The sequence below is a fragment of the Streptomyces sp. NPDC100445 genome (assembly GCF_044759735.1).
GTDB lineage: Bacteria > Actinomycetota > Actinomycetes > Streptomycetales > Streptomycetaceae > Streptomyces.
Map to the genome: position 1 here is coordinate 135,399 of NZ_JBIVZV010000007.1, position 20,918 is coordinate 156,316.

Genomic DNA, 20,918 nt, shown 5'->3' on the forward strand with positions numbered 1-20,918 from the left:
CGCATGTGCGCAGGGCGCGGGAGCGCACGGTGGTGCGCCGCACGGCCGGGGGCGGTGCGGGCCGTCCTTCCCGCGCGGGCGTGTCCCCGCTCCCGCCGACCGTCCCCCCGGCCGGAACGGAGCGCCCTACGAACCGGGAGTGCTCGGCGGAAGTGAGCGTCGTCACGGTTTGTTGCAGGAAAAATGTCGGTCACCACGGCGTCGGACAGAATAATTTCCCGGTCAGACACTTGCTGAGAGAAACCGGCTATGCATACGGTGTCCCCACGCGAGGTTCTCCCGTGGAGGATGGGACATGACGGAAATTCTTGTGCAGGCCGGTGCGGAGGAGAAGGTTCCTTCGCTGACCAGGGTGGTTGAGCACCCGGCCTGGCCCGTGCTCAAGAATGCCGTGGAGCAGATCCGGCCATGGCAGTCGAAGGACGGCTCGATCGACTTCGGTGCCGAGGGCGCCCCGCGGCGGGACGAGGCCACGGCGGCCGTCGAGCGTGTCGTCGACGCGGTCGAGCGGCTCTCCCCGCTGCTCCCGCACGACGCCGCCTACCACCGGGCCCTCGTGGGGGACCTGCGCCGCTGGGCCGAGGGCGGCTTCGAGGTGCCGGACTTCCTGGACTCCCTGCTGGCCTTCAACCCCGCGGCCGACCGCGCGGACGGCCTCCAGCACCTGGTCGTCTTCCCGATGTACACGCAGAACGGCAACCCGGACCGCAATTTCGAGGCGGTCGTGCTGCGCATGGTCTGGCCCGAGTGGCTGGCCGAGCTGGAGCGCACCCGCTACGACAACCCGCTCTTCTGCGGCATCTCGTTCGAGGACTTCACCGCGGGCTACGACACCAACTCCGCCGTGCTCTTCCCGGAGACCATCGCCGTCCGTGAGGCGCCGGAACGATTCTCCTGGGGCGGCATCTTCTGCGACCGCGAGGCCGCCCGCTTCCGCCGGGTCACCGACGCCGCCGTCGACATCCTCGGCCTCGACCTGCCCGAGGACATCGCCGCGATGGTCCACGACCAGAAGCGCTGCGAGGAGGCCTTCGTCCTGTGGGACATGGTGCACGACCGCACCCACAGCCACGGTGACCTGCCGTTCGACCCGTTCATGATCAAGCAGCGCCAGCCGTTCTGGATGTACGGCCTGGAGGAGCTGCGCTGCGACCTCACCGCCTTCAAGGAGGCCGTGAAGCTCGAGGCGGACGGTGTCCCGCAGGCCCGTGACGTGCAGTACGCGGTGCTCTTCGACCGGATGTTCCGCTTCCCGGTCACCGGTGACCGCGTCCGCAACTACGACGGCCTCGGCGGCCAGCTGCTCTTCGCCTACCTGCACAAGCACGACGTCGTCCGCTGGACCGACAACCGGCTCGCCATCGACTGGGAGCGCGCCCCGCAGGTCACCAACCAGCTCTGCGCCGAGATCGAGAAGCTCTACAAGGACGGCATCGACCGCCCGAAGCTGGTGCACTGGTTCGCCGGCTACGAGCTGGTCTCCACCTACCTCGCCCCGCACCCCGGCTCGCGCTGGGCGAAGGGCCCCGACGCCCTGGATCTGACCCTGCCGCCCCGCAAGCTCGTGGACGACGTGCTTCCGGACGAGTTTCCGCTGAGCATGTTCTATGAGGCGCTGTCCAAGAAGCTCAAGAACGTGATCGCGTCGACCCGGGGCATCAGGGCCGACGGCGCCGAGCGGCTCGCCGCGTGAGCGACCGCGTCCAGCACACCTTTTCAGAGGGGAAGACCATGGGGAACGGGGCGAACGGGGCACTCAGCGGCGCGGTGATCGCGGTGGCCGGCGCGGGCGGACCCGCCGGGCGCGCGGCGCTGATGCGGCTGGCCGAGGCCGGGGCGACCGTCATCGGCGCCGACAACGATCCGGAGCGGCTGTCCGAGGCGGTGGACGCGGCCCGCTACGCCGCCGGCGGCGCCACCGTCACCGGCGACACGGTGGACCTGCTCGACCTCCAGTCCACCCGGGACTGGGCCGCCCACATCGAGAAGGACTTCGGCCGGGTCGACGGGCTCGTGCACCTGGTCGGCGGCTGGCGCGGCAGCGAGACCTTCACGAAGACCAGCCTGGACGACTGGGACTTCCTGGAGATGTTGCTGATCCGCACCGTGCAGCACACCTCCCTCGCCTTCCACGAGGCGTTGCGGCGCAGCGACCGCGGCCGGTACGTCCTGATCAGCGCCGCCGGCGCGAGCAGGCCCACCGCGGGCAACGCCGCCTACTCCGCGGCCAAGGCGGCCGCGGAGGCGTGGACGCTGGCCATGGCCGACTACTTCCGCAAGGCGGGGGGCGCGGAGGGCCCGGCGTCGGCGGCTACGATCCTGGTGGTGAAGGCGCTGGTGCACGACGCGATGCGCGCCGAACGCCCCAACGCGAAGTTCGCGGGCTTCACGGACGTCAAGGACCTGGCCGAGGCCATCGAGGACGTCTGGAGCAAGTCCGCCGCCGAAGTGAACGGAAACCGTCTGTGGCTGACCGAGAAGCCGTGAACCCTCCCAGGACCGACGCGCGTCGCCATCACGACCCGGAGGTCCGCGGTTTCGCCAGTGACAACTACGCGGGAGCCCACCCCGAGGTGATGGCCGCCCTGGCGCTCGCCAACCGCGGGCACCAGGTGGCGTACGGCGGGGACGAGTACACCGAGAACCTCCAGGGCATCATCCGCAGCCACTTCGGCGCGGCCGCGGAGGCCTTCCCGGTCTTCAACGGCACCGGCGCCAACGTGGTCGCGCTCCAGGCGGTCACCGACCGCTGGGGTGCGGTGATCTGCGCCGAGAGCGCGCACATCAACGTGGACGAGGGCGGTGCCCCCGAACGCATGGGCGGGCTGAAGCTGCTCACCGTGCCCACGCCCGACGGCAAGCTCACGCCCGAGCTGATCGACCGGCAGGCCTGGGGCTGGGAGGACGAGCACCGCGCGATGCCGCAGGTCGTGTCCATCACCCAGAGCACGGAGCTGGGCACGCTCTACACGCCGGGGGAGATCCGGGCGATCTGCGAGCACGCCCACGCGCGCGGCATGAAGGTGCACCTGGACGGCTCCCGGATAGCCAACGCCGCCGCCTCCCTGGACGTGCCCATGCGGACGTTCACCAACGCGGTAGGCGTCGACATCCTCTCCCTGGGCGGCACGAAGAACGGCGCGCTGTTCGGCGAGGCCGTCGTGGTCCTGGAACCGGGCGCGGTGCGGCGGATGAAGCACCTGCGCAAGCTGTCCATGCAGCTGGCCTCCAAGATGCGCTTCGTGTCCGTGCAGCTGGAGGCGCTGCTGGCCAAGGACCTGTGGCTGCGCAACGCCCGGCACGCCAACGAGATGGCCCAGCGGCTCGCCGAGGGCGTGCGCGCGGTGCACGGCGTGGAGATCCTCCACCCGGTGCAGGCCAACGGTGTCTTCGCCCGGCTCCCGCACGACGTGAGCGAGCGGCTCCAGCAGCGGTTCCGGTTCTACTTCTGGGACGAGGCCGCCGGGGTGGTGCGCTGGATGTGCTCCTTCGACACCACGGAGGAGGACGTCGACATGTTCGTGGCGGCGCTCAAGGAGGAAATGGCGCGCTGATCGCGCATGCTGCATGAATATGCGGTCACCTGAAAAGTCATTGACGTTCGGGTGGCCGCTTTCCTATGCTCCGCGGGCATGGAGCCGATTCAGGAATCCGCCGACCTGTCCGCCTATCTGGCGGCCGACGAGGCCATCGACCATCACCACCCGGCCGTCCGCGAGACGGTCGCCCGGCTGGCCCGGGAAGCGACGGACCCGTATGCCTATGCGCGCGCCGCCTATGAATTCGTGCGGGACGCCGTTCCGCACTCCCAGGACGCAGGCGACCTCCGCGTCACCTGGCGCGCCTCCGACGTGCTCACCCTGCGGACCGGCATCTGCCACGCCAAGTCCCACGCCCTGGCGGCTCTGCTGCGCGCCCGGGACATCCCCGCCGCGCTGTGCTACCAGCGGCTGCTGCACGACGACGGGAGCGGCCACGTCGTGCACGGTCTGGTCGCCGTCCGCCTCCGCGACGCCTGGCACCGGCAGGATCCGCGCGGCAACCGGCCCGGCGTCGACGCCCGGTTCTCGCTGGAGGGCGAGCGGCTCGCCTGGACCCCGGACCCCGCGTCCAATGAGATGGACTATCCGGTCCTGTATGCTGAACCGCATCCGGCCGTTCTCATCGCCCTGCGGGCCGCGCCCGACCGGCCGCACCTGTGGAAGACGCTCCCCAGTACCTTGTAAGGCCAGGCAGATGACCCTCACGCTCACCGTGTCCGACGAGGTCCGTACCCTCGTACCCGGCTTCACCCATGTCGCGATCGAGGCGCACGGCCTGGTCAACGGGCCCAGCACGGAATCGAGTTCGGCCCTGCTGGACGACGCCGCCCGCCGCCTCGCCGACCGCCTGGCCGGCCGCGCGCCGCACGAGGACCCGCACATGGCGGCCTGGCGCGCCGCCTACACCGCCTTCGGCGCCAAACCCTCACGCACCCGCAACTCCGCCGAGGCGCTGGCCAAGCGGGCCCTGTCCGACGCCGGCCTGCCCCGCATCAACCTGCTCGTCGACCTCTACAACGCCCTCAGCGTCGCCCACCTGATCCCCGTCGGCGGCGAGGACCTCGACCACATCCAGGGCGGGATGCGCCTGGTGCGGGCCACGGGGCGGGAGGACTTCGTGACGGTGGCCGGCGGCGCGGAGACCGTCGAGCGGCCCGAACCCGGCGAGGTGGTGTGGCGCGACGACGCCGGCGTCACCTGCCGCCGCTGGAACTGGCGGCAGGGCCCGCGCACCCGCCTCACCGAGCGCACGGTCTCCGCCGTCTTCCTGCTGGAGGCCCTCGCCCCCCTGCCCGTCGCCGAGGCCGCGGCGGCGGCGACCGAACTCGCCGAACAGCTGGCGAAGTTCAGCCCCGGAGCACGCGTCGAGGTGCACGAACCGGTGTCGTCCCCCGTCGGCGCCTGAACCCCGTCCGGGGCCGGCGCCGCGCGCGGCCGTACCGGCTCAGTGGGCCTCGGCCGCGCGCAACTGCTCCGCCGTGGGCGCCGTGCCGCCGAGGTGGGACGGCAGCCACCAGGAGTCCTCCGCGTCCCTGGGGCGTGCCGGGTACGCCCGCTGCGCCGCGTCCAGCAGTTCCTGGACGCGCTCGCGCAGCCGGCGGGTGATGGCACCCGCGTACTGGTCGCGCGGGGCCTCGACCGGCTCGCCGACGCGGATGGTGACCGGGGTGTGGCTGCGCCCGAAGTTGCGGGGGTGCCCCTTCGTCCAGAGTCGCTGCGTGCCCCAGAGCGCCATCGGGACCAGCGGGACACCCGCCTCCTGGGCCAGGCGCGCCGCGCCGGACTTGAAGCTCTTCAGGGTGAACGACTCCGAGATGGTGGCCTCGGGGAACACCCCGATGACCTCGCCGGAGCGCAGCGAGTCCAGCGCGTGCGCGTAGGCCGTCTCGCCCTGCGTGCGGTCCACCGGGATGTGCTTCATGCCCCGCATCAGCGGCCCGGAGACCTTGTGCCGGAAGACGGACTCCTTCGCCATGAAGCGCACCAGGCGGTTCTGCGGCAGCGCGGCCAGGCCGTTGAAGATGAAGTCCAGGTAGCTGATGTGATTGCTCACCAGCACCGCGCCGCCCGAGCGCGGGATGTTCTCCGAACCCTTGCAGTCGATCCTCAGGTCCCACGCCTTGAACAGTGTCTTGGCGAGACCGATGACGGGACGGTAGACCAGCTCTGCCATGGGCGGAGTGGACCCTTTCTGCTCTGCTCGGGAAAGGGGGCTCCCGGCGGGAGGTTACGCGGCCGTAGGTTGAACGGCGTCTCGCAGATCGTGCCCGAAGAACGGACGGGTAGCCAGTCCTGGTGCCCCGCGGCGGCGAGATCCTCGTCACGTCGGCCCATATCCCGCCCCCGGAGCTTATGTCCTGCTTACTCCACCCGTCCCGCGACGCTCCGTGGGAGCAGGAACACCATGCGCCCCGGGCGGCGCCCGAGCGCCGCGGGCCCGGCCGCGCGCGGGGCGGATCCGCCGGGCGGCGGAATTTTTCGCGGCCCCCCGAACGCTTGTCCCGGAGAGGACCGGACCGGCGGTGTGCCCGGCGGTGCTCGCGGCGCGTGTCCACGCGGTGCCGCACGAGTGACGGAACGGGAGGGCGCCGGTGGGCGGCAGGGACGACGGCAAGCGGATCGGAGCGGCCGAACTCGGCCGCGAACTGGGGGAGCGGGCCACCCTGGTGCAGTTCTCCAGCGCCTTCTGCGCACCCTGCCGCGCCACCCGGCGCGTCCTCGGCGAGGTCGCCGCGATGGTCCCCGGTGTGGCCCACGTCGAGATCGACGCCGAGGCCCGCCTGGACCTCGTACGCGCGCTGGAGATCCTCAAGACCCCCACCGTGCTGGTCCTGGACGCCGGCGGCCGGGTGGTGCGGCGGGCCGGCGGACAGCCCCGCAGGGCGGATGTCATCGCGGCTCTGGGGGAGGCGCTGTGACGGGTCATCAGCGCATGCGCCGGCGGGGGCCCGCCGGGGGAACCCACTTGACTGCCCCGGTCGCCTCTGGTCAGCCTGACCCCATGCCGACCGAACTCCTTCTCCACGGGCGGGTCCACGTCGACCTGGCCCGCACCGCGAGCGCGTGCTGTCCGGGCTGCTGAGCAGCCACGGCCCGTTCCCCCTCCCTCGCACAGAAGGACGACTCCATGACGGCCACGCCCGGCCTCCGCACCCCCCGGCTCGCCTCCCCCGACCTGCTGCGCTCCACGTTCCGTCGGCATGCCGCCGGCGTCGCGGTGATCACCGCGCGCGGTGCCGCCGGTCCGGTCGGCTTCACCGCCACCTCCCTCACCTCCGTCTCCGCCGAACCGCCGCTGGTCTCCTTCGGGATCGGCACGAGTGCCTCCAGCTGGCCCACGGTGGCCGAGGCGGACCACGTCGGCGTGCACATACTCGGCGAGCACCAGAGCGAGCTGGCCGCCACCTTCGCCCGCAGCGGCGCCGACCGCTTCGGCGCGCCGACCGCGTGGCGGGACGGCCCGGAAGGCGTACCGGTCCTGGACGACGTGCTGGCCTGGCTGGTGTGCCGGGTCGTCGGGCGCATCCCGGCCGGTGACCACCGGATCGTGCTCGCGGAGGTCGTCCTGGGCGATCCCTCGGGCTCCGGCCGCCCCCTCCTCTACCACCAGGGCCGCTTCGGCGGTCTGCGGGATTGATCACGGCGCCCTCTTCTGCGAAGCCGTCGAGTTCCGGTTACGCTGCGTTGCGAAGGTCACAGTTCAAAGCGCTTGCTTAGCGGGCAGGAACTGGGTGTACTGACGAGTAATATCTCGGTCGGAGCGCGCGGACGCCCCGACCTGGATCGGCCGCTTCGGGCGCCTATGCTGCCTGCAAGAGGCAGCCCGGAAATAGACGATGCAGTAGGAGAGCCGGCGTGAGCTTGAGGATCGTTGTCACTGTGAAGTACGTGCCCGACGCCACTGGCGACCGGCACTTCGCCGATGACCTGACCGTCGACCGCGACGACGTGGACGGTCTGCTCTCCGAGCTGGACGAGTACGCCGTGGAGCAGGCCCTCCAGATCGCGGAGGAGGCGGACGACGCCGAGGTCACCGTGCTGACCGTCGGCCCCGAGGACGCCAAGGACGCGCTCCGCAAGGCCCTCTCCATGGGTGCCCACAAGGCCATCCACGTCGAGGACGACGACCTGCACGGCACCGACGCCATCGGCACCTCGCTGGTCCTGGCCAAGGCCATCGAGAAGGCCGGCTACGACCTGGTCGTCTCCGGCATGGCCTCCACCGACGGCACCATGGGCGTCGTGCCCGCGCTGGTCGCCGAGCGCCTGGGCGTCCCGCAGGTCACCCTGCTCTCCGAGGTCTCCGTCGAGGACGGCACGGTCAAGGGCCGCCGCGACGGCGACGCCGCCTCCGAGCAGCTCGAGGCGCAGCTCCCCGCGGTCGTCTCGGTGACGGACCAGTCCGGCGAGGCACGCTACCCGTCCTTCAAGGGCATCATGGCGGCGAAGAAGAAGCCGGTGGAGTCCTGGGACCTGTCCGACCTGGACATCGAGGCCGAGGAGGTCGGTCTCGACGGCGCGTACACCAAGGTCGAGACCGCGACCGAGCGTCCGGCCCGCACGGCCGGCACGATCGTCAAGGACGAGGGCGAGGGCGGCAGGCAGCTCGCCGAGTTCCTCGCGAGCCAGAAGTTCATCTAAGGGCTCGCCCCCGCCGACCGCCCCTCAATCTCGTTACGCAGGAGAGCAATCCCATGGCTGAAGTCCTCGTCTACGTCGATCACGTGGACGGTGCCGTCCGCAAGCCCACCCTGGAGCTGCTGACGCTGGCCCGCCGCATCGGCGAGCCCGTCGCCGTCGCGCTCGGCAACGGCGCCGCCGACACCGCCGCCACGCTCGCCGAGCACGGCGCGGTGAAGGTCCTCACCCACGACGCGTCCGAGTACGCCGACTACCTGGTCGTACCGAAGGTGGACGCCCTCCAGGCCGCCCACGAGGCCGTCTCCCCGGCCGCCGTGCTGGTCCCGTCCTCCGCCGAGGGCAAGGAGATCGCCGCCCGCCTGGCGCTGCGCATCGGTTCCGGCATCATCACCGACGCCGTCGACCTCGAGGCCGGCGACGAGGGCCCGGTGGCCACCCAGTCGGTGTTCGCCGCGTCCTTCACCACCAAATCCCGAGCCGTCAAGGGCACCCCGGTCATCACGGTCAAGCCGAACTCGGCCGCCGTCGAGGCCGCCCCGGCCGCCGGTACCGTCGAGGGTCTTTCCGTGACCTTCTCCGCCCAGGCCACCGGCACCAAGGTCACCGGCCGCACCCCGCGCGAGTCGACGGGCCGCCCGGAGCTGACCGAGGCCGCGATCGTGGTCTCCGGCGGCCGTGGCGTCAACGGCGCCGAGAACTTCTCGGTCATCGAGGCCCTCGCCGACTCCCTCGGCGCGGCCGTCGGCGCCTCGCGTGCCGCGGTGGACGCCGGTTGGTACCCGCACACCAACCAGGTCGGCCAGACCGGCAAGTCGGTCTCGCCGCAGCTGTACATCGCCAACGGCATCTCCGGCGCCATCCAGCACCGTGCCGGTATGCAGACCTCCAAGACGATCGTGGCCGTCAACAAGGACGCCGAGGCCCCGATCTTCGAGCTGGTCGACTTCGGCGTGGTCGGCGACCTCTTCGACGTCGTCCCGCAGCTGACCGAGGAGGTCAAGGCCCGCAAGGGCTGAGCCCCCCCGCTGTACCGAGGCCCCCGTGACCAGTGCGGTCACGGGGGCCTCGGCGCATCCTGGACACGGTGTTGACCGGCGGGAAGCGCGCCGGATAACTTCATTCTGCGGATTGTTGATTCCGGAAAGCGGAAAATCGGAGGGTGTGGGATGGGTCAGCAGGAGAAGGTGGCGACGAGCCTCGCGGGCGCCGTCAGCGAGGAGATCAGCGCCTCCCTCGCACCGGTCGACGCGGAGCTGGAGCGCCGCTACCCCGGAGATCCCGGCACCCGGCAGCCCGTCCACACCGTCTACGTCCCCGGTGACGCCCTCACCGCCGGCACCGTGCGCGCCTGGGGCGACGAGGCGCTCGCCCTCCTCGACGCCCACGCCCCCGACGCCGCCTCCTTCGCGGCCGTCCTCGGCCTCGCCGACGACCTCGCCGGGCCGGTGTACTCCCGCGTCCGCGCCAAGCTGGAGCGCGAGCCCGTCGAGGACCTCCGCGTCGACTTCGAGGACGGTTACGGCCCCCGCCCCGACGCCGAGGAGGACGCCACGGCGGCCCGCGCGGCCCGCCTGGTCGCCGAGGCCTACCGGGACGGCACGGCCGCGCCGTACACGGGCATCCGCATGAAGTGCATGGAGGCCGCGGTGCGCGACCGGGGCATCCGCACTCTCGACGTCTTCCTCACCGGCCTGATGGAGGCCGGCGGCCTGCCCGACGGCCTGGTCCTGACCCTGCCGAAGGTGACGTACGCCGAGCAGGTCGCCGCCTTCGTCCGCCTCCTGGAGGCCTTCGAGAAGGCGCACGGCCTGGACGCGGGCCGCCTCGGCTTCGAGATCCAGATCGAGACCAGCCAGGCCGTCCTCGCCACCGACGGCACCGCCACCGTCGCCCGCATGATCCAGGCCGCCGAGGGCCGCGCCACCGGCCTCCACTACGGCACCTTCGACTACAGCGCCTGCCTCGGCGTCTCCGCCGCCCACCAGGCCAGCGACCACCCCGCCGCCGACCACGCCAAGGCCGTCATGCAGGTCGCCGCGGCCGGCACCGGCGTCCGCGTCTGCGACGGCTCCACCAACGTCCTGCCGGTCGGCCCCACCGAGAAGGTCCACGACGCCTGGCGCCTGCACTACGGTCTCACCCGGCGTGCCCTCTCCCGTGCCTACTACCAGGGCTGGGACATGCACCCGGGCCACCTCCCCACCCGTTACGCGGCCGTCTTCGCGTTCTACCGCGAGGGCTTCGAGCAGGCCGCGGCCCGCCTGACCCGGTACGCGCACCGCGCCGGCGGCGACGTGATGGACGAGCCCGCCACCGCCAAGGCGCTCAGCGGCTACCTGCTGCGCGGCCTCGACTGCGGTGCCCTCGACATCGCCGAGGTCGCCCGCCTCACCGGTCTGACCCGCGCCGACCTGGAGGGCTTCGCGGCGCCCCGGCGCGGCGACCTGACGGCCTCCCCGCAGTAGACGGGCCCTCGCGCACCGGGCGGGCCGCGCGGCGGGGGCGTGTGCTCAGTCCGCGGGCGGCAGCTCGCCGGAACCGCGGGTGATGAGCCGGGTCGGCAGCAGGATCCGCTCGGGGGCCAGCAGGGCGCCGTCCAGCTGGCGGAACAGACGTTCGGCGGCGGTACGGCCCAGCGTCGCGGCGTCCTGCGCCACGACCGTGAGGCCCGGCTGGAGCAGGTCGGCCAGCTCGATGTCGTCGAAGCCGACGAGCGCGGTCCGCCGGGAGTGCTCCGCCAGCACCCGGATCACGGTCACCGTGACCCGGTTGTTGCCGGTGAAGACCGCGGTGACCGGGGCGGGCCCGGACAGCATCTCCTCCGCCGCCCGCCGCACCCGCTCCGGGGTGGTCACGCCGAGGGACATCCAGTGCCCCTCGACGGGTATGCCCGCGTCCTCCATGGCCGCCCGGTAGCCGCGCAGCCGCTCCGCCGCGGTGTGGATGCGCGGCATGTCACCGATGAACCCGATCCGCCGGTGACCGTGCGCGATCAGGTGGGCGACGCCGTCCCGGGCCCCGCCGAAGTTGTCGGACAGGACCACGTCCGCCTCGATCCCCCCGGCCGGACGGTCCACGAACACGGTGGCCACCCCCGCCCTGATCTCCGGCTCCAGGTAGCGGTGGTCGTTCCCGGCCGGGATCACCACGAGACCGTCCACCCGGCGAGCGCACAGCGCGAGCGCCAGCTCCTGCTCCCGCTCCGGGTCCTCGGCGCTGGAGCCGTTGATCAGCAGGGCGCCGTGCGCGCGGGCGACCTCCTCGACGGCGCGGCTGAGCGGGCCGTAGAACGGGTCCGCGAGGTCCTCCAGGACCAGGCCGACGCTCGCCGTGCGGCCCTTGCGCAGCACGCGGGCGCTGTCGTTGCGGCGGAAACCGAGTGCCTCGATGGCCTCCTGCACCCGGCGCTCGGTGTCCGGGGTGACCCCCGGCTCCCCGTTGACCACGCGGGACACCGTCTTCAGTCCGACACCGGCGCGTGCCGCCACGTCCTTCATCGTCGGACGATTGCCGTACCGCGTGCCGGGAAGGCGTTCTGCGCGGCGGGTGGTCTCGGGCACGGGGCGCTGTCCTGTCTCTCGTCCGTCTCATTCACGGCGGTGGTGCGTGAGCCGGTCCTGTATGAGGATGTGGCGTCGAGCATAGAGCCTGGACAACGTTGTCAGATGCGGGAGAGACTGTCCACCGCTGTCTCCGGCACGCGTCCCCACCGCATGTCCGGCCCGCGGCATTTCCGCTTTCACGCTTCAACGGGGAGATCTGACTCTTGATGCACACCGACCTCGTCGCGGCCCTGGACATCGGCGGCACCAAGATCGCCGGCGCGCTGGTGGACGGCGACGGACGGATCCTGGCCCGGGCCCAACGCGCCACGCCCGCCCAGCAGGACGGCGAGACGGTCATGCGGGCGGTCGCCGAGGTGCTCGGCGACCTCGCCGGGTCACCCCTGTGGGGACGCGCCGTCTCGGTCGGCATCGGCAGCGCCGGCCCGGTGGACGCCTCGGCGGGCACCGTCAGTCCGGTGAACGTGCCGGGCTGGCGCGAGTTCCCCCTGGTGGAGCGGGTACGCGCGCTCACCGGGGGGCTGCCGGTCGAGCTGATCGGCGACGGGGTCGCGATCACGGCGGCCGAGCACTGGCAGGGCGCAGCGCGCGGCCACGACAACGCGCTGTGCATGGTGGTGTCCACCGGGGTGGGCGGCGGCCTGGTGCTGGGCGGCCGGCTGCACCCCGGGCCGACCGGCAACGCCGGGCACATCGGTCACATCAGCGTGGACCTGGACGGCGACCCCTGTCCGTGCGGCTCGCGCGGGTGCGTGGAACGCATCGCCAGCGGCCCCAACATCGCCCGCCGGGCGCTGGAGCGGGGCTGGCGACCCGGCCCCGACGGTGACGCCTCCGCGGCCGCGGTCGCCGCCGCCGCCCGCGCGGGCGACCCGGTCGCCGTGGCCTCCTTCGAGCGGGCCGCCCGGGCGCTGGCGGCCGGCATCGCGGCCACCGCGACCCTGGTCGAGATCGACATCGCCGTGGTCGGCGGGGGCGTCGGCAAGGCGGGTGACATCCTCTTCACCCCCCTGCGCAGGGCCCTGGCCGACTATGCGGCCCTGTCCTTCGTGCAGCGGCTCACCGTCGTACCGGCACGGACCGGAACCGACGCGGGCCTCGTCGGCGCCGCCGCGGCGGCCCTGACCCACCGGGCGAACGCCACCACGGTGAGCCTGTAACCCGACCGGCCCCTACCGGGCACGGATCTCGGGGGGCGTCTGCGGTCCGCGTTCGCGCGGACACCGGACGCCGCCGGCCACCTCCCGGCACGGGGCGCCGAGGGAGCGGCTCGCGGGCGATCTTCCGGGGCGAGGCGGCACGCGTGCGCGCGGGCGCGGGTGATTTCTGGCCCGCGACAGATGGCGCTCTCCCGCCGAGCGCAGGCCAGCCGCTGCTGCCCACTACCTGCGGCCGGGGTGCTGGGGCCCACCCCGCCCCACCCCCCGGTTCAACCGCCGGACCGGCGCCCCGCGGTCGCGTCCGGCCCAACACCCGCCCCACCCCCCCGTTCGACCGCCGGGCCGGCGAACCGCGTGACTCGTGGGCGGTTTCGTAGTTGATCAGGGCATGAAGAAGCGCAGCATGCTGGCCCTCGCCACCCTCGCCACCGGATTCGTCGTGGCCGCCGTCACCCCGTCGCACGCGGCCGACGAGGGTGCCCTCGGTGGCCTGAGCGTGTCGGACACCCTCGACACGGCGGGTCACCTCGTCAGCCAGGACAGTCTGGCCATGGACGAGGAGGACGCCGGCCAGGGATAGGACCGGCGCACCCGACCGTCCGCGTGCCGGTGTCCCCGAGGCGGGGGCGCCGGCACGTCGTCGTCCGGCGGGGCAGGCGCCCTCAACGGGACGGGGTTTCCGTGGCAGGGTGGAGCGGGCAAGCCACAGGGGGCCAACAGAAGAGGGGGAGTCCGTGACCGTCGTCTGGATCAACGGCGCGTTCGGTGCGGGGAAGAGCATCACCGCACGGGAGCTGATCGAACTGATCCCGCACAGCACGCTCTTCGACCCCGAGGTCATCGGCGGCGCGCTCACACGCCTGCTGCCGCCCAAGCGCCTCGCCGAGGTCGGCGAACTCCAGGACCTGCCGGTCTGGCGCCGGCTGGTGGTGGACACCGCCGCCGCCATGCTGGCCGAGCTGGGCGGCACCCTGGTGGTGCCCATGACCCTGTTCCGCCAGGAGTACCGGGACGAGATCTTCGGTGGACTCGCCGCCCGCAGGATCCCCGTGCACCATCTGCTCCTCGCCCCGGCGGAAACGATCCTGCGCGAGCGGATGGCCGGGCGTGGCACACCGTCCGACCTCCCCGACGGCGAACTCGGCACCCGCCACTGGTCCTACGACCACATCGAGCCCTACCGTGCCGCCCTCGCCTCCTGGCTCACCGCCGACGCCCACCTGGTGGACACCAGCGACCTGACCCCGTACGACGCGGCCGTCCGCATCGCCGACGCCGTGCGCAGCGGTGCCGTGCCCGCCTGCGACATCGTGCAGACCCCGGAGCCGGCCGCCGAGACGCTGGCCGCCGGGGTACTGCTCTTCGACGAACAGGACCGGGTGCTGCTCGTCGACCCCACCTACAAGCCGGGCTGGGAGTTCCCCGGCGGGGTGGTGGAGCGGGGCGAGGCTCCCGCCCGCGCCGGGATGCGCGAGGTCGCCGAGGAGACCGGCATACGGCTGCGGGAGGTGCCGCGGCTGCTCGTCGTGGACTGGGAGCGGCCCGCGCCGCCCGGTTACGGCGGGCTGCGGCTGCTCTTCGACGGCGGCCGGTTGGCTCCCGCGCAGGCGTCCCGGGTGCTGCTGCCGGGCCCGGAGCTGCGCGCCTGGCGCTTCGCCACCGAGCAGGAGGCCGCCGCGATGCTGCCACCGGTCCGCTACGAGCGGCTGCGCTGGGCGCTGCGGGCCCGGGAGCGGGGCACCGCGCTGTATCTGGAGGCCGGGATACCGGTCGGCTGACCGGTCGCCGGTCAGGCAGTGGCCGCCGCCCGGCGCAGTGCGGCGGCGGCGCCTCCCACCACCGGGTCGCCGTGTCCGAAGCAGGCCACATCCGCCGTCAGGTCCGCCAACGTCCGCACCGACGCGAGGAGTCGGGCGCGGTCGAGGTTGAAGACACCGGGCATCGGCGTGCCGTCGGCCGGGGCGGCGGCCACCGTGTCCCCGGTGAACAGCACGCCCTCGGCGGGCAGGAAGAGCGCGATGCTGCCGTCCGTGTGCCCGGGGACGTGCAGTACCCGGGCGCCCCCGCCGAAGTCCAGCATCTCGCCGCCCGACAACTCGGTGACCGAGGCGGGCGGCACGGGCTCGCCCTCGGGCAGGTGCCGGGCCGCCGCGGCGTGGAGCGGCAGTTCCCACTCCTCGAAGCGTGGCGGCGGGCCCGGGACCGGGCCCCGTACGAAGGGGGCGTCCCGCTCGTGCGCCAGCACCTCGGCCCCGGTCAGCGCCGCCAGCTCGCCCGCCCCGCCCGCGTGGTCCTCGTGGAAATGGGTCAGGACGATCCGTCGTAGGTCGCGTGGGTCGTGGCCCAGCGCGGTGACCGCGTCGGCCGTGGCCCGGCCGGAGCCGAGCGTGCCCGCGTCGATCAGTGTCAACTCGTCGCCGTCACGCCAGAGATAGGCCTGGCCGACCGGGAAGCGCAGGAGGTGCAGGCGGGGGAGCAGCGGGATGACGTCCATGCCCCGACGGTAGGCGGGGCCCCGCGTACGGGCGAGGCCCCTCTGCCGCGGGCAGAACGGTTCAGCCGGCCGCGTAGTTGCGCAGGAACAGGGCCTCGGCGACCGACAGCCGCTCCAGCTCCGCGGGTGACACGCTCTCGTCGACCGCGTGGATGCGCGCCTCCGGCTCGCTGAGCCCGATGAGCAGGATCTCCGCCCGCGGGTAGAGCCCGGCGAGGGTGTTGCACAGCGGGATGGAGCCGCCGTGGCCGGCGTACTGCATGGTCTCGCCGGGGTAGGCCACCGCCATCGCGTCGGCCATCGCCCGGTAGGCGGGGCTGGAGGTGTCGGCGCGGAACGGCTGGCCCTGCCCGGTCTGTTCGGTGGTGACCCGGGCGCCCCAGGGGATGTGCGCCTCCAGGTGCGCCTGGAGCAGCTTGGTGGCCTCCGCGGCGTCGACGCCCGGCGGCACCCGCAGGCTGATCAGGGCGCGGGCCCGCGACTGGACGGAGGGGGTGGCGCCGACGACCGGCGGGCAGTCGATGCCGATGACGGTGACCGCCGGGCGGGCCCAGAGGCGGTCGGCCACCGAGCCGGCCCCGACCAGTTCGACGTCGTCCAGCACCTTGGCGTCCTTGCGGAACTGTTCCTCGGTGTACTCCAGGCCGTCCCACGCCGCGTCGGCGTCCAGCCCGTCGACGGTGGTGGAGCCGTCCTCGGCGCGCAGCGAGTCCAGGACGCGGATCAGCGCGGCCAGCGCGTCCGGGGCGGCGCCGCCGAACTGGCCCGAGTGCAGGTTTCCGGCCAGGGTGTCGACCTGCACCCGGACCATGGTCATGCCGCGCAGGCTGGTCGTGGCGGTGGGCAGGCCGACGCGGAAGTTGCCCGCGTCGCCGATGACGATCGTGTCCGCCGCCAGCAGCTCGGGGTGCTGTTCGGCGTACCGTTCCAGACCGCCGGTGCCCTGCTCCTCCGAGCCCTCCACGATCACCTTGACGTGGACGGGCACGCCGCCGTCGGCCCGCAGGGCGCGCAGCGCGAGCAGGTGCATGAGGAAGCCGCCCTTGCAGTCGGCGGTCCCGCGGCCGTACCAGCGGCCGTCGCGCTCGGTCAGCTCGAACGGCGGAGTGGTCCAGCCGGCCTCGTCCAGCGGTGGCTGGACGTCGTAGTGCGCGTACAGGAGAACCGTTTTGGCCCCCTCCGGGCCGGGCAGCAGGCCGTACACCGACTGGGTGCCGTCCGGGGTGTCCAGGAGGGCGACGTCGGTGAAGCCCTCGGCGCGCAGGGCGTCGGCGATCCAGCGCGCGGCGGCCTCGCTCTCGCTCCTCGGGAACTGCGCGAAGTCCGCCACCGAGCGGAAGGCGACCAGTTCGGCCAGCTCCTCCTTGGCCCGGGGCAGCAGCGAGGCCACGGTCTCGGCGACCGGATTCGACGACATGGGCACGCTCCTCGTGGGTGCGACGTTGTACGGGGGTGAGTGCACGATCCTCCCACAGTGGCCTGCGCGGACGGCCGCCGTAGGATGCGGGGGGACACTTCGGCGGCGGCTTGATCGGAGCGGTAGACCATCGTGAGCGGCGACAATTCTTCGGCGGACGACGTGCAGCAGGTATGGGACGTCGTCGTGGTGGGCGCGGGACCCGCGGGGGCCTCGGCCGCCTACGCGGCCGCGGTCGCGGGACGGCGTGTACTGCTGCTGGAGAAGGCCGAGCTGCCGCGCTACAAAACGTGCGGCGGCGGCATCATCGGACCCTCGCGCGACGCGCTGCCCCCGGGCTTCGATCTGCCCTTCCGGGACCGCGTGCACGCGGTCACCTTCTCCCACAACGGCCGCTTCACCCGTACCCGGCGCTCCAAGCAGATGCTGTTCGGGCTGATCAACCGGCTCGAGTTCGACCAGCAGCTGGTCGAACACGCCCAGAAGGCGGGCGCGGAGCTGCGGACGGGTGCCACCGTGCAGCGCGTCGAGCAGCACGGCTCGGCGGTGCCGGACCGGCGCACGGTCGCCGTCGTCCTCCAGGGCGGGGAGACGGTCCTGGCCCGCGCGGTGGTCGGCGCCGACGGCAGCGCCAGCCGGATAGGAGCGCATGTCGGCGTGAAGCTGGACCAGGTCGACCTCGGCCTGGAGGCGGAGATCCCGGTGCCGGAGACGGTCGCCGAGGACTGGCAGGGCCGCGTCCTCATCGACTGGGGCCCGATGCCGGGCAGTTACGGCTGGGTGTTCCCGAAGGGGGACACGCTGACGGTCGGCGTGATCTCCGCGCGGGGAGAGGGTGCCGCCACCAAGCGTTACCTGGAGGACTTCACCGCCCGGCTCGGTCTGGCCGGTTTCGAGCCGTCGCTGTCCTCCGGGCACCTGACCCGCTGCCGCGCCGAGGACTCGCCGCTGTCCCGCGGCCGGGTGCTGGTGTGCGGCGACGCGGCAGGGCTGCTGGAGCCGTGGACGCGCGAGGGCATCTCGTTCGCGCTGCGCTCGGGCCGGCTGGCGGGGGAGTGGGCGGTGCGGATCGCCGAGGCGCACGACGCCGTCGACGCCCGGCGCCAGGCCCTGAACTACGCGTTCGCCATCAAGGCGGGGCTCGGTGTCGAGATGAGCGTCGGCAGGCGCATGCTGGCGGTGTTCGAGAAGCGCCCCGGCCTCTTCCACGCGGCCCTCACCGGCTTCCGTCCGGCGTGGCGCGCGTTCCGGGACATCACGCGGGGCTCGACCTCGCTGGGTGAACTGGTCCGCGCCCACCCGCTCGCCCAACGTGCCCTGGCCAGGCTGGACAAGGCGCAGTCGGTACCGGCGGAGGAACCCGTCAGTTCGTGACGGTGATCCGAAAGACCGGGTGGTCCGCGGCGCAGGCGACGATCTCCGCGTCGGTGGACGCGGCGGTCACCCCGGCGAAGTACTGGTCGACCTCCCAGCCCCACTTCTCCAGGTAGGTCCGCAGGACGGGGAGCTTCTCGGCGTCTGGGAGCTCCACCGCGGTGAAGGCGCGCACCTTGCGGCCGACGCGCAGTTCGCCGCCGCCCGCGACGCGCATGTTGCGGACCCACTGCGAGTGGCCGCGCGCCGAGACGAGGTACTGCCCGCCGTCGTAGGTGTGCGGGTTGACCGGGACGCGCTGCGTCCGCCCGCTCGTGCGCCCGCGCACCGACATCTCTTCGCTCCCCGCGAGGCTGAACCCGTGCCGGGCGAGCCAGCCGATCACGCGGTTGAAGCGCACGTTCAGCGCGCTGCCCTTGAGGTGGTACGGCGAAGACGACGACACGGCGATCCCCACGATCCGTCGAGAGCGGTGCTCTCGTCCGTCCTCAGTGTGGCGCACGCGGCACCCCGATGCAAGAGCAGTGCTCTCTTTTGTGTGCACCGCTCTGTTTCGTGGCAGACTCCTGCCATGAGCACCGCACAGGGCGCCCGCGCGCGGGCCAGGCAGGAAGTCACCGCGGCCATCAAGGAGGCGGCGCGCGGTCAACTGGCCGCGGAGGGCGCGGCCAAGCTCTCGCTGCGCGCGGTCGCCCGTGAGCTGGGCATGGTCTCGTCCGCCGTCTACCGCTACTTCCCCAGCCGGGACGACCTGCTGACCGCCCTCATCATCGACGCCTACGACGCCCTCGGCGAGGCGGCGGAGCAGGCCCGGGACGCCGCGTCCGCCGCCGCGCCCCTGGACCGCTGGACGGCCGTCTGCGAGGCGGTCCGCACCTGGGCGCTCGCCCACCCGCACGAGTACGCGCTGATCTACGGCTCACCGGTCCCCGGGTACGCCGCCCCCGACACCACCGTCCGGGCCGCGGCCCGCGTGGGCCTGGTGCTCATCGACATCGTCCGCGAGGCCCACCGGGACCCGGGGCTCACCCTCCCGCCCCTGCCCGCAGAGCTGGTCCCCGAGGCGGAGCGGATGGGGGCCGACTTCGCCCCCGGGCTGCCGCCCGAGGCCGTAGCGGCGCTGGTGGCCGCCTGGGCCCAGCTCTTCGGACTGGTCGGGTTCGAGGTGTTCGGACAGTTCAACCGGGTGGTGGAGGACCGCGCCGCGTTCTTCCGCCACGCGGCCGTCCGGCTGGCCCAGGGCGCGGGACTGCCTCCGAGCTGAGCGGCGCGCCACCGGAGGGCCTCCGGTGGCCGACCGGCGGGGCCGGCGCCGGGAGCCGTCGACCGCGCCGGGGCCCTATCGGGTCAGCGCTCGTCCGGCGCGATCGGCCGGTCCGCTGCGAACTGCCTCCGGAAGCGCAGCAGGACGCTCACCACCCGGGCCATGAAGACCACCACGGCGAGGGCGGAGCCCAGCCGGAGCAGCACCGCCGCCGGCAGGGGCGGCAGGTGGAAAAGCAGCGCGGGACCGGCCACGGCCCCGAACAGCACCGCCGCCGCGAACGCGGCGCTGACCAGCGCGTACCCGATCTCGACCGTGGCCGCGTCCCGTTCAGCCGCGGAGCGGCGTCCCCCGTATGCGTACATCCCGTCAGTTTCCCAGACGCGCACCCGGCACGCCACAGACCTTTCCGCCGGGTGCGCGCCCGCCGCCGCCGGGTCCCCGCGGAGGTCGGTCACCCACCGCGCGGAGTCCCCCGAAAACCCCTCGCACCCGCTCGCCCCGCCCGGTACGGTCTCGATCGACTTCCGCCGTGTGCCCATGGGTTACGCCGGGCGTGGTGGTTCCCGTGCCGAGAGCAGGTGTCGTCCATGGCGTGCCGTATCAGTGAGCTCGTGCTCGATTGCCGCGACCCCGGGGCGCTGGCGCGGTTCTGGTGCGAGGTCCTGGACTTCGTGGTGCTCGACCGGGAAGAGGACGGCAGCCTGGAGATCGGGCCCCGCGAAGGCTTCGGCGGCCCGCAGCCGACGATCATCCTCAGCCCCGGCGACCAGCCGCGGCCGGACCGGCCCCGGCTGCACATCGACGTCAACGCCACCGACCGTGACCAGGACGCCGAACTCGAACGCCTCCTGGGGCTCGGAGCACGTCCGGCCGACGTCGGCCAGACCGGCGAGGAGCCGTGGCACGTCCTCGCCGACCCCGAGGGCAACGTTTTCTGCCTGCTCAAGGCCCGCCTCGACCCGCTCTGACGCGCCCTGGCCCCGGACCGCCCCACAGCGAATGCTTGTGCATATAATGACGATGCAATGAAACCGCTTCTCTGCTACGGTGCGGTCATGGCGGCGAAGAAGGCCGAACAGGCGCTCGTGGAGCAGTGGCGGGACATCCTGGCCCTGCAAGCCCGGACCCAGTGCGAACTCGACCGGGAACTGCACGTACACGGCCTGTGCGCCAGCGACTTCGAGGTCCTCGACCTGCTCGCCGAGGGCGCCGCGGCGGACGGCTGCTGCTCGTACCGCGTGCAGGAGATCTCCGACCGCGTCCATCTCAGCCAGAGCGCGCTGTCCAGGCTGGTCGGCCGCCTGGAGAAGGACGGCCTCGTCGAGCGGACCATGTGCACCGACGACCGGCGTGGGGTGTACGTGTCGCTCACCGCGAAGGGGCGCGCGCTGCACACGCGGGTGCGGCCCGTGCAGCGCGCGGTGCTGGCCCGGATGCTGACCGGCGCCGGCTGACACCGG

The 20,918-nt window shown here is 72.9% G+C and carries 23 protein-coding genes; 17 read left to right on the forward strand and 6 right to left on the reverse strand.

Translation table 11 applies throughout. The features are described from left to right. The first annotated feature begins 295 nt into the window (after positions 1 to 295). From ACIQVT_RS18775 to ACIQVT_RS18795, 5 genes are all read left to right on the forward strand, one after another. The gene (locus ACIQVT_RS18775) at positions 296 to 1,693 is read left to right on the forward strand and encodes a DUF6421 family protein (RefSeq protein ID WP_403754413.1); all 1,398 of its coding nucleotides are present in this window, start codon (positions 296 to 298) and stop codon (positions 1,691 to 1,693) included. Between the two features lie 38 nt (positions 1,694 to 1,731). Then, positions 1,732 to 2,487, forward strand: coding sequence for an SDR family NAD(P)-dependent oxidoreductase (locus ACIQVT_RS18780; protein ID WP_403754416.1), 756 nt, complete (start codon positions 1,732 to 1,734; stop codon positions 2,485 to 2,487). Then, positions 2,484 to 3,554: a threonine aldolase family protein gene (locus ACIQVT_RS18785; protein ID WP_403754419.1), complete on the forward strand. Its 1,071-nt coding sequence runs from the start codon at positions 2,484 to 2,486 to the stop codon at positions 3,552 to 3,554. The genes ACIQVT_RS18780 and ACIQVT_RS18785 overlap by 4 nt, the downstream gene beginning before the upstream one ends. Before the next feature lie 78 nt (positions 3,555 to 3,632). Then, positions 3,633 to 4,226, forward strand: coding sequence for a transglutaminase family protein (locus tag ACIQVT_RS18790; protein WP_403754422.1), 594 nt, complete (start codon positions 3,633 to 3,635; stop codon positions 4,224 to 4,226). A gap of 10 nt (positions 4,227 to 4,236) precedes the next feature. After that, positions 4,237 to 4,947 carry a B3/4 domain-containing protein gene (locus tag ACIQVT_RS18795; RefSeq protein WP_403754425.1) on the forward strand — a complete coding sequence of 237 codons (711 nt, stop codon included), beginning with the start codon at positions 4,237 to 4,239 and terminating at the stop codon, positions 4,945 to 4,947. A 39-nt stretch (positions 4,948 to 4,986) separates the two neighbouring features. Here ACIQVT_RS18795 and ACIQVT_RS18800 read toward each other — a convergent pair whose 3' ends face one another. Then, positions 4,987 to 5,715, reverse strand: coding sequence for a lysophospholipid acyltransferase family protein (locus ACIQVT_RS18800; protein WP_403754428.1), 729 nt, complete (start codon positions 5,713 to 5,715; stop codon positions 4,987 to 4,989). Positions 5,716 to 6,133: 418 nt separating this feature from the next. Between ACIQVT_RS18800 and ACIQVT_RS18805 the strand changes: the two genes are divergently transcribed. From ACIQVT_RS18805 to ACIQVT_RS18825, 5 genes are all read left to right on the forward strand, one after another. Then, entirely contained in the window at positions 6,134 to 6,460 is a 327-nt protein-coding gene (locus ACIQVT_RS18805) for a TlpA family protein disulfide reductase (RefSeq protein WP_403754431.1), read from the forward strand. A gap of 209 nt (positions 6,461 to 6,669) precedes the next feature. Then, positions 6,670 to 7,179 carry a flavin reductase family protein gene (locus ACIQVT_RS18810; RefSeq protein ID WP_403754434.1) on the forward strand — a complete coding sequence of 170 codons (510 nt, stop codon included), beginning with the start codon at positions 6,670 to 6,672 and terminating at the stop codon, positions 7,177 to 7,179. A gap of 218 nt (positions 7,180 to 7,397) precedes the next feature. Continuing rightward, on the forward strand, positions 7,398 to 8,183 hold the full coding sequence (locus ACIQVT_RS18815; RefSeq protein WP_403754436.1) for an electron transfer flavoprotein subunit beta/FixA family protein: 786 nt from the start codon (positions 7,398 to 7,400) through the stop codon (positions 8,181 to 8,183). Between the two features lie 53 nt (positions 8,184 to 8,236). Continuing rightward, on the forward strand, positions 8,237 to 9,199 hold the full coding sequence (locus ACIQVT_RS18820) for an electron transfer flavoprotein subunit alpha/FixB family protein (RefSeq protein ID WP_403754439.1): 963 nt from the start codon (positions 8,237 to 8,239) through the stop codon (positions 9,197 to 9,199). A 150-nt stretch (positions 9,200 to 9,349) separates the two neighbouring features. Continuing rightward, entirely contained in the window at positions 9,350 to 10,648 is a 1,299-nt protein-coding gene (locus tag ACIQVT_RS18825; RefSeq protein ID WP_403754442.1) for a DUF6986 family protein, read from the forward strand. Positions 10,649 to 10,693: 45 nt separating this feature from the next. On the opposite strand, the gene ACIQVT_RS18830 is transcribed toward ACIQVT_RS18825, so the two are convergent. After that, positions 10,694 to 11,743: a LacI family DNA-binding transcriptional regulator gene (locus tag ACIQVT_RS18830; RefSeq protein ID WP_403754445.1), complete on the reverse strand. Its 1,050-nt coding sequence runs from the start codon at positions 11,741 to 11,743 to the stop codon at positions 10,694 to 10,696. Between the two features lie 209 nt (positions 11,744 to 11,952). On the opposite strand from ACIQVT_RS18830, the gene ACIQVT_RS18835 reads away from it, so the two are divergent. The 3 genes from ACIQVT_RS18835 (at position 11,953) to ACIQVT_RS18845 (ending at position 14,684) form a co-directional block, all read left to right on the forward strand. Beyond that, positions 11,953 to 12,906 (forward strand): ROK family protein, encoded by a 954-nt coding sequence (locus tag ACIQVT_RS18835; protein ID WP_403754448.1) that lies wholly within the window; start codon positions 11,953 to 11,955, stop codon positions 12,904 to 12,906. A 388-nt stretch (positions 12,907 to 13,294) separates the two neighbouring features. Beyond that, positions 13,295 to 13,486, forward strand: coding sequence for a hypothetical protein (locus ACIQVT_RS18840; protein WP_403754450.1), 192 nt, complete (start codon positions 13,295 to 13,297; stop codon positions 13,484 to 13,486). Between the two features lie 154 nt (positions 13,487 to 13,640). Then, a complete protein-coding gene (locus tag ACIQVT_RS18845; RefSeq protein ID WP_403754451.1) occupies positions 13,641 to 14,684 on the forward strand; it encodes an NUDIX domain-containing protein in 1,044 nt (347 codons plus the stop codon). 11 nt (positions 14,685 to 14,695) lie between these two features. Here the strand turns inward: ACIQVT_RS18845 and ACIQVT_RS18850 are convergent, their stop codons facing one another. Next, positions 14,696 to 15,400: an MBL fold metallo-hydrolase gene (locus ACIQVT_RS18850; RefSeq protein WP_403754452.1), complete on the reverse strand. Its 705-nt coding sequence runs from the start codon at positions 15,398 to 15,400 to the stop codon at positions 14,696 to 14,698. Positions 15,401 to 15,461: 61 nt separating this feature from the next. Continuing rightward, positions 15,462 to 16,817 carry a dipeptidase gene (locus ACIQVT_RS18855; protein ID WP_403754453.1) on the reverse strand — a complete coding sequence of 452 codons (1,356 nt, stop codon included), beginning with the start codon at positions 16,815 to 16,817 and terminating at the stop codon, positions 15,462 to 15,464. 132 nt (positions 16,818 to 16,949) lie between these two features. On the opposite strand from ACIQVT_RS18855, the gene ACIQVT_RS18860 reads away from it, so the two are divergent. Further along, positions 16,950 to 18,191: a geranylgeranyl reductase family protein gene (locus tag ACIQVT_RS18860; protein WP_403754456.1), complete on the forward strand. Its 1,242-nt coding sequence runs from the start codon at positions 16,950 to 16,952 to the stop codon at positions 18,189 to 18,191. On the opposite strand, the gene ACIQVT_RS18865 is transcribed toward ACIQVT_RS18860, so the two are convergent. Beyond that, complete coding sequence (locus tag ACIQVT_RS18865; RefSeq protein WP_403754459.1) at positions 18,181 to 18,636, reverse strand: nitroreductase/quinone reductase family protein; 456 nt, start codon at positions 18,634 to 18,636, stop codon at positions 18,181 to 18,183. The genes ACIQVT_RS18860 and ACIQVT_RS18865 overlap by 11 nt on opposite strands. A 126-nt stretch (positions 18,637 to 18,762) precedes the next feature. On the opposite strand from ACIQVT_RS18865, the gene ACIQVT_RS18870 reads away from it, so the two are divergent. Next, a complete protein-coding gene (locus tag ACIQVT_RS18870) occupies positions 18,763 to 19,455 on the forward strand; it encodes a TetR/AcrR family transcriptional regulator (protein WP_403754462.1) in 693 nt (230 codons plus the stop codon). Positions 19,456 to 19,538: 83 nt separating this feature from the next. Here the strand turns inward: ACIQVT_RS18870 and ACIQVT_RS18875 are convergent, their stop codons facing one another. Next, on the reverse strand, positions 19,539 to 19,820 hold the full coding sequence (locus ACIQVT_RS18875) for a DUF6332 family protein (RefSeq protein ID WP_403754465.1): 282 nt from the start codon (positions 19,818 to 19,820) through the stop codon (positions 19,539 to 19,541). Between the two features lie 225 nt (positions 19,821 to 20,045). Here ACIQVT_RS18875 and ACIQVT_RS18880 point away from each other — a divergent pair, with 225 nt between their 5' ends. Both ACIQVT_RS18880 and ACIQVT_RS18885 read left to right on the forward strand, forming a co-directional pair. Then, entirely contained in the window at positions 20,046 to 20,426 is a 381-nt protein-coding gene (locus tag ACIQVT_RS18880; protein WP_403754468.1) for a VOC family protein, read from the forward strand. A gap of 87 nt (positions 20,427 to 20,513) precedes the next feature. Continuing rightward, complete coding sequence (locus ACIQVT_RS18885) at positions 20,514 to 20,912, forward strand: MarR family winged helix-turn-helix transcriptional regulator (protein ID WP_403754471.1); 399 nt, start codon at positions 20,514 to 20,516, stop codon at positions 20,910 to 20,912. Positions 20,913 to 20,918: the final 6 nt, after the last annotated feature.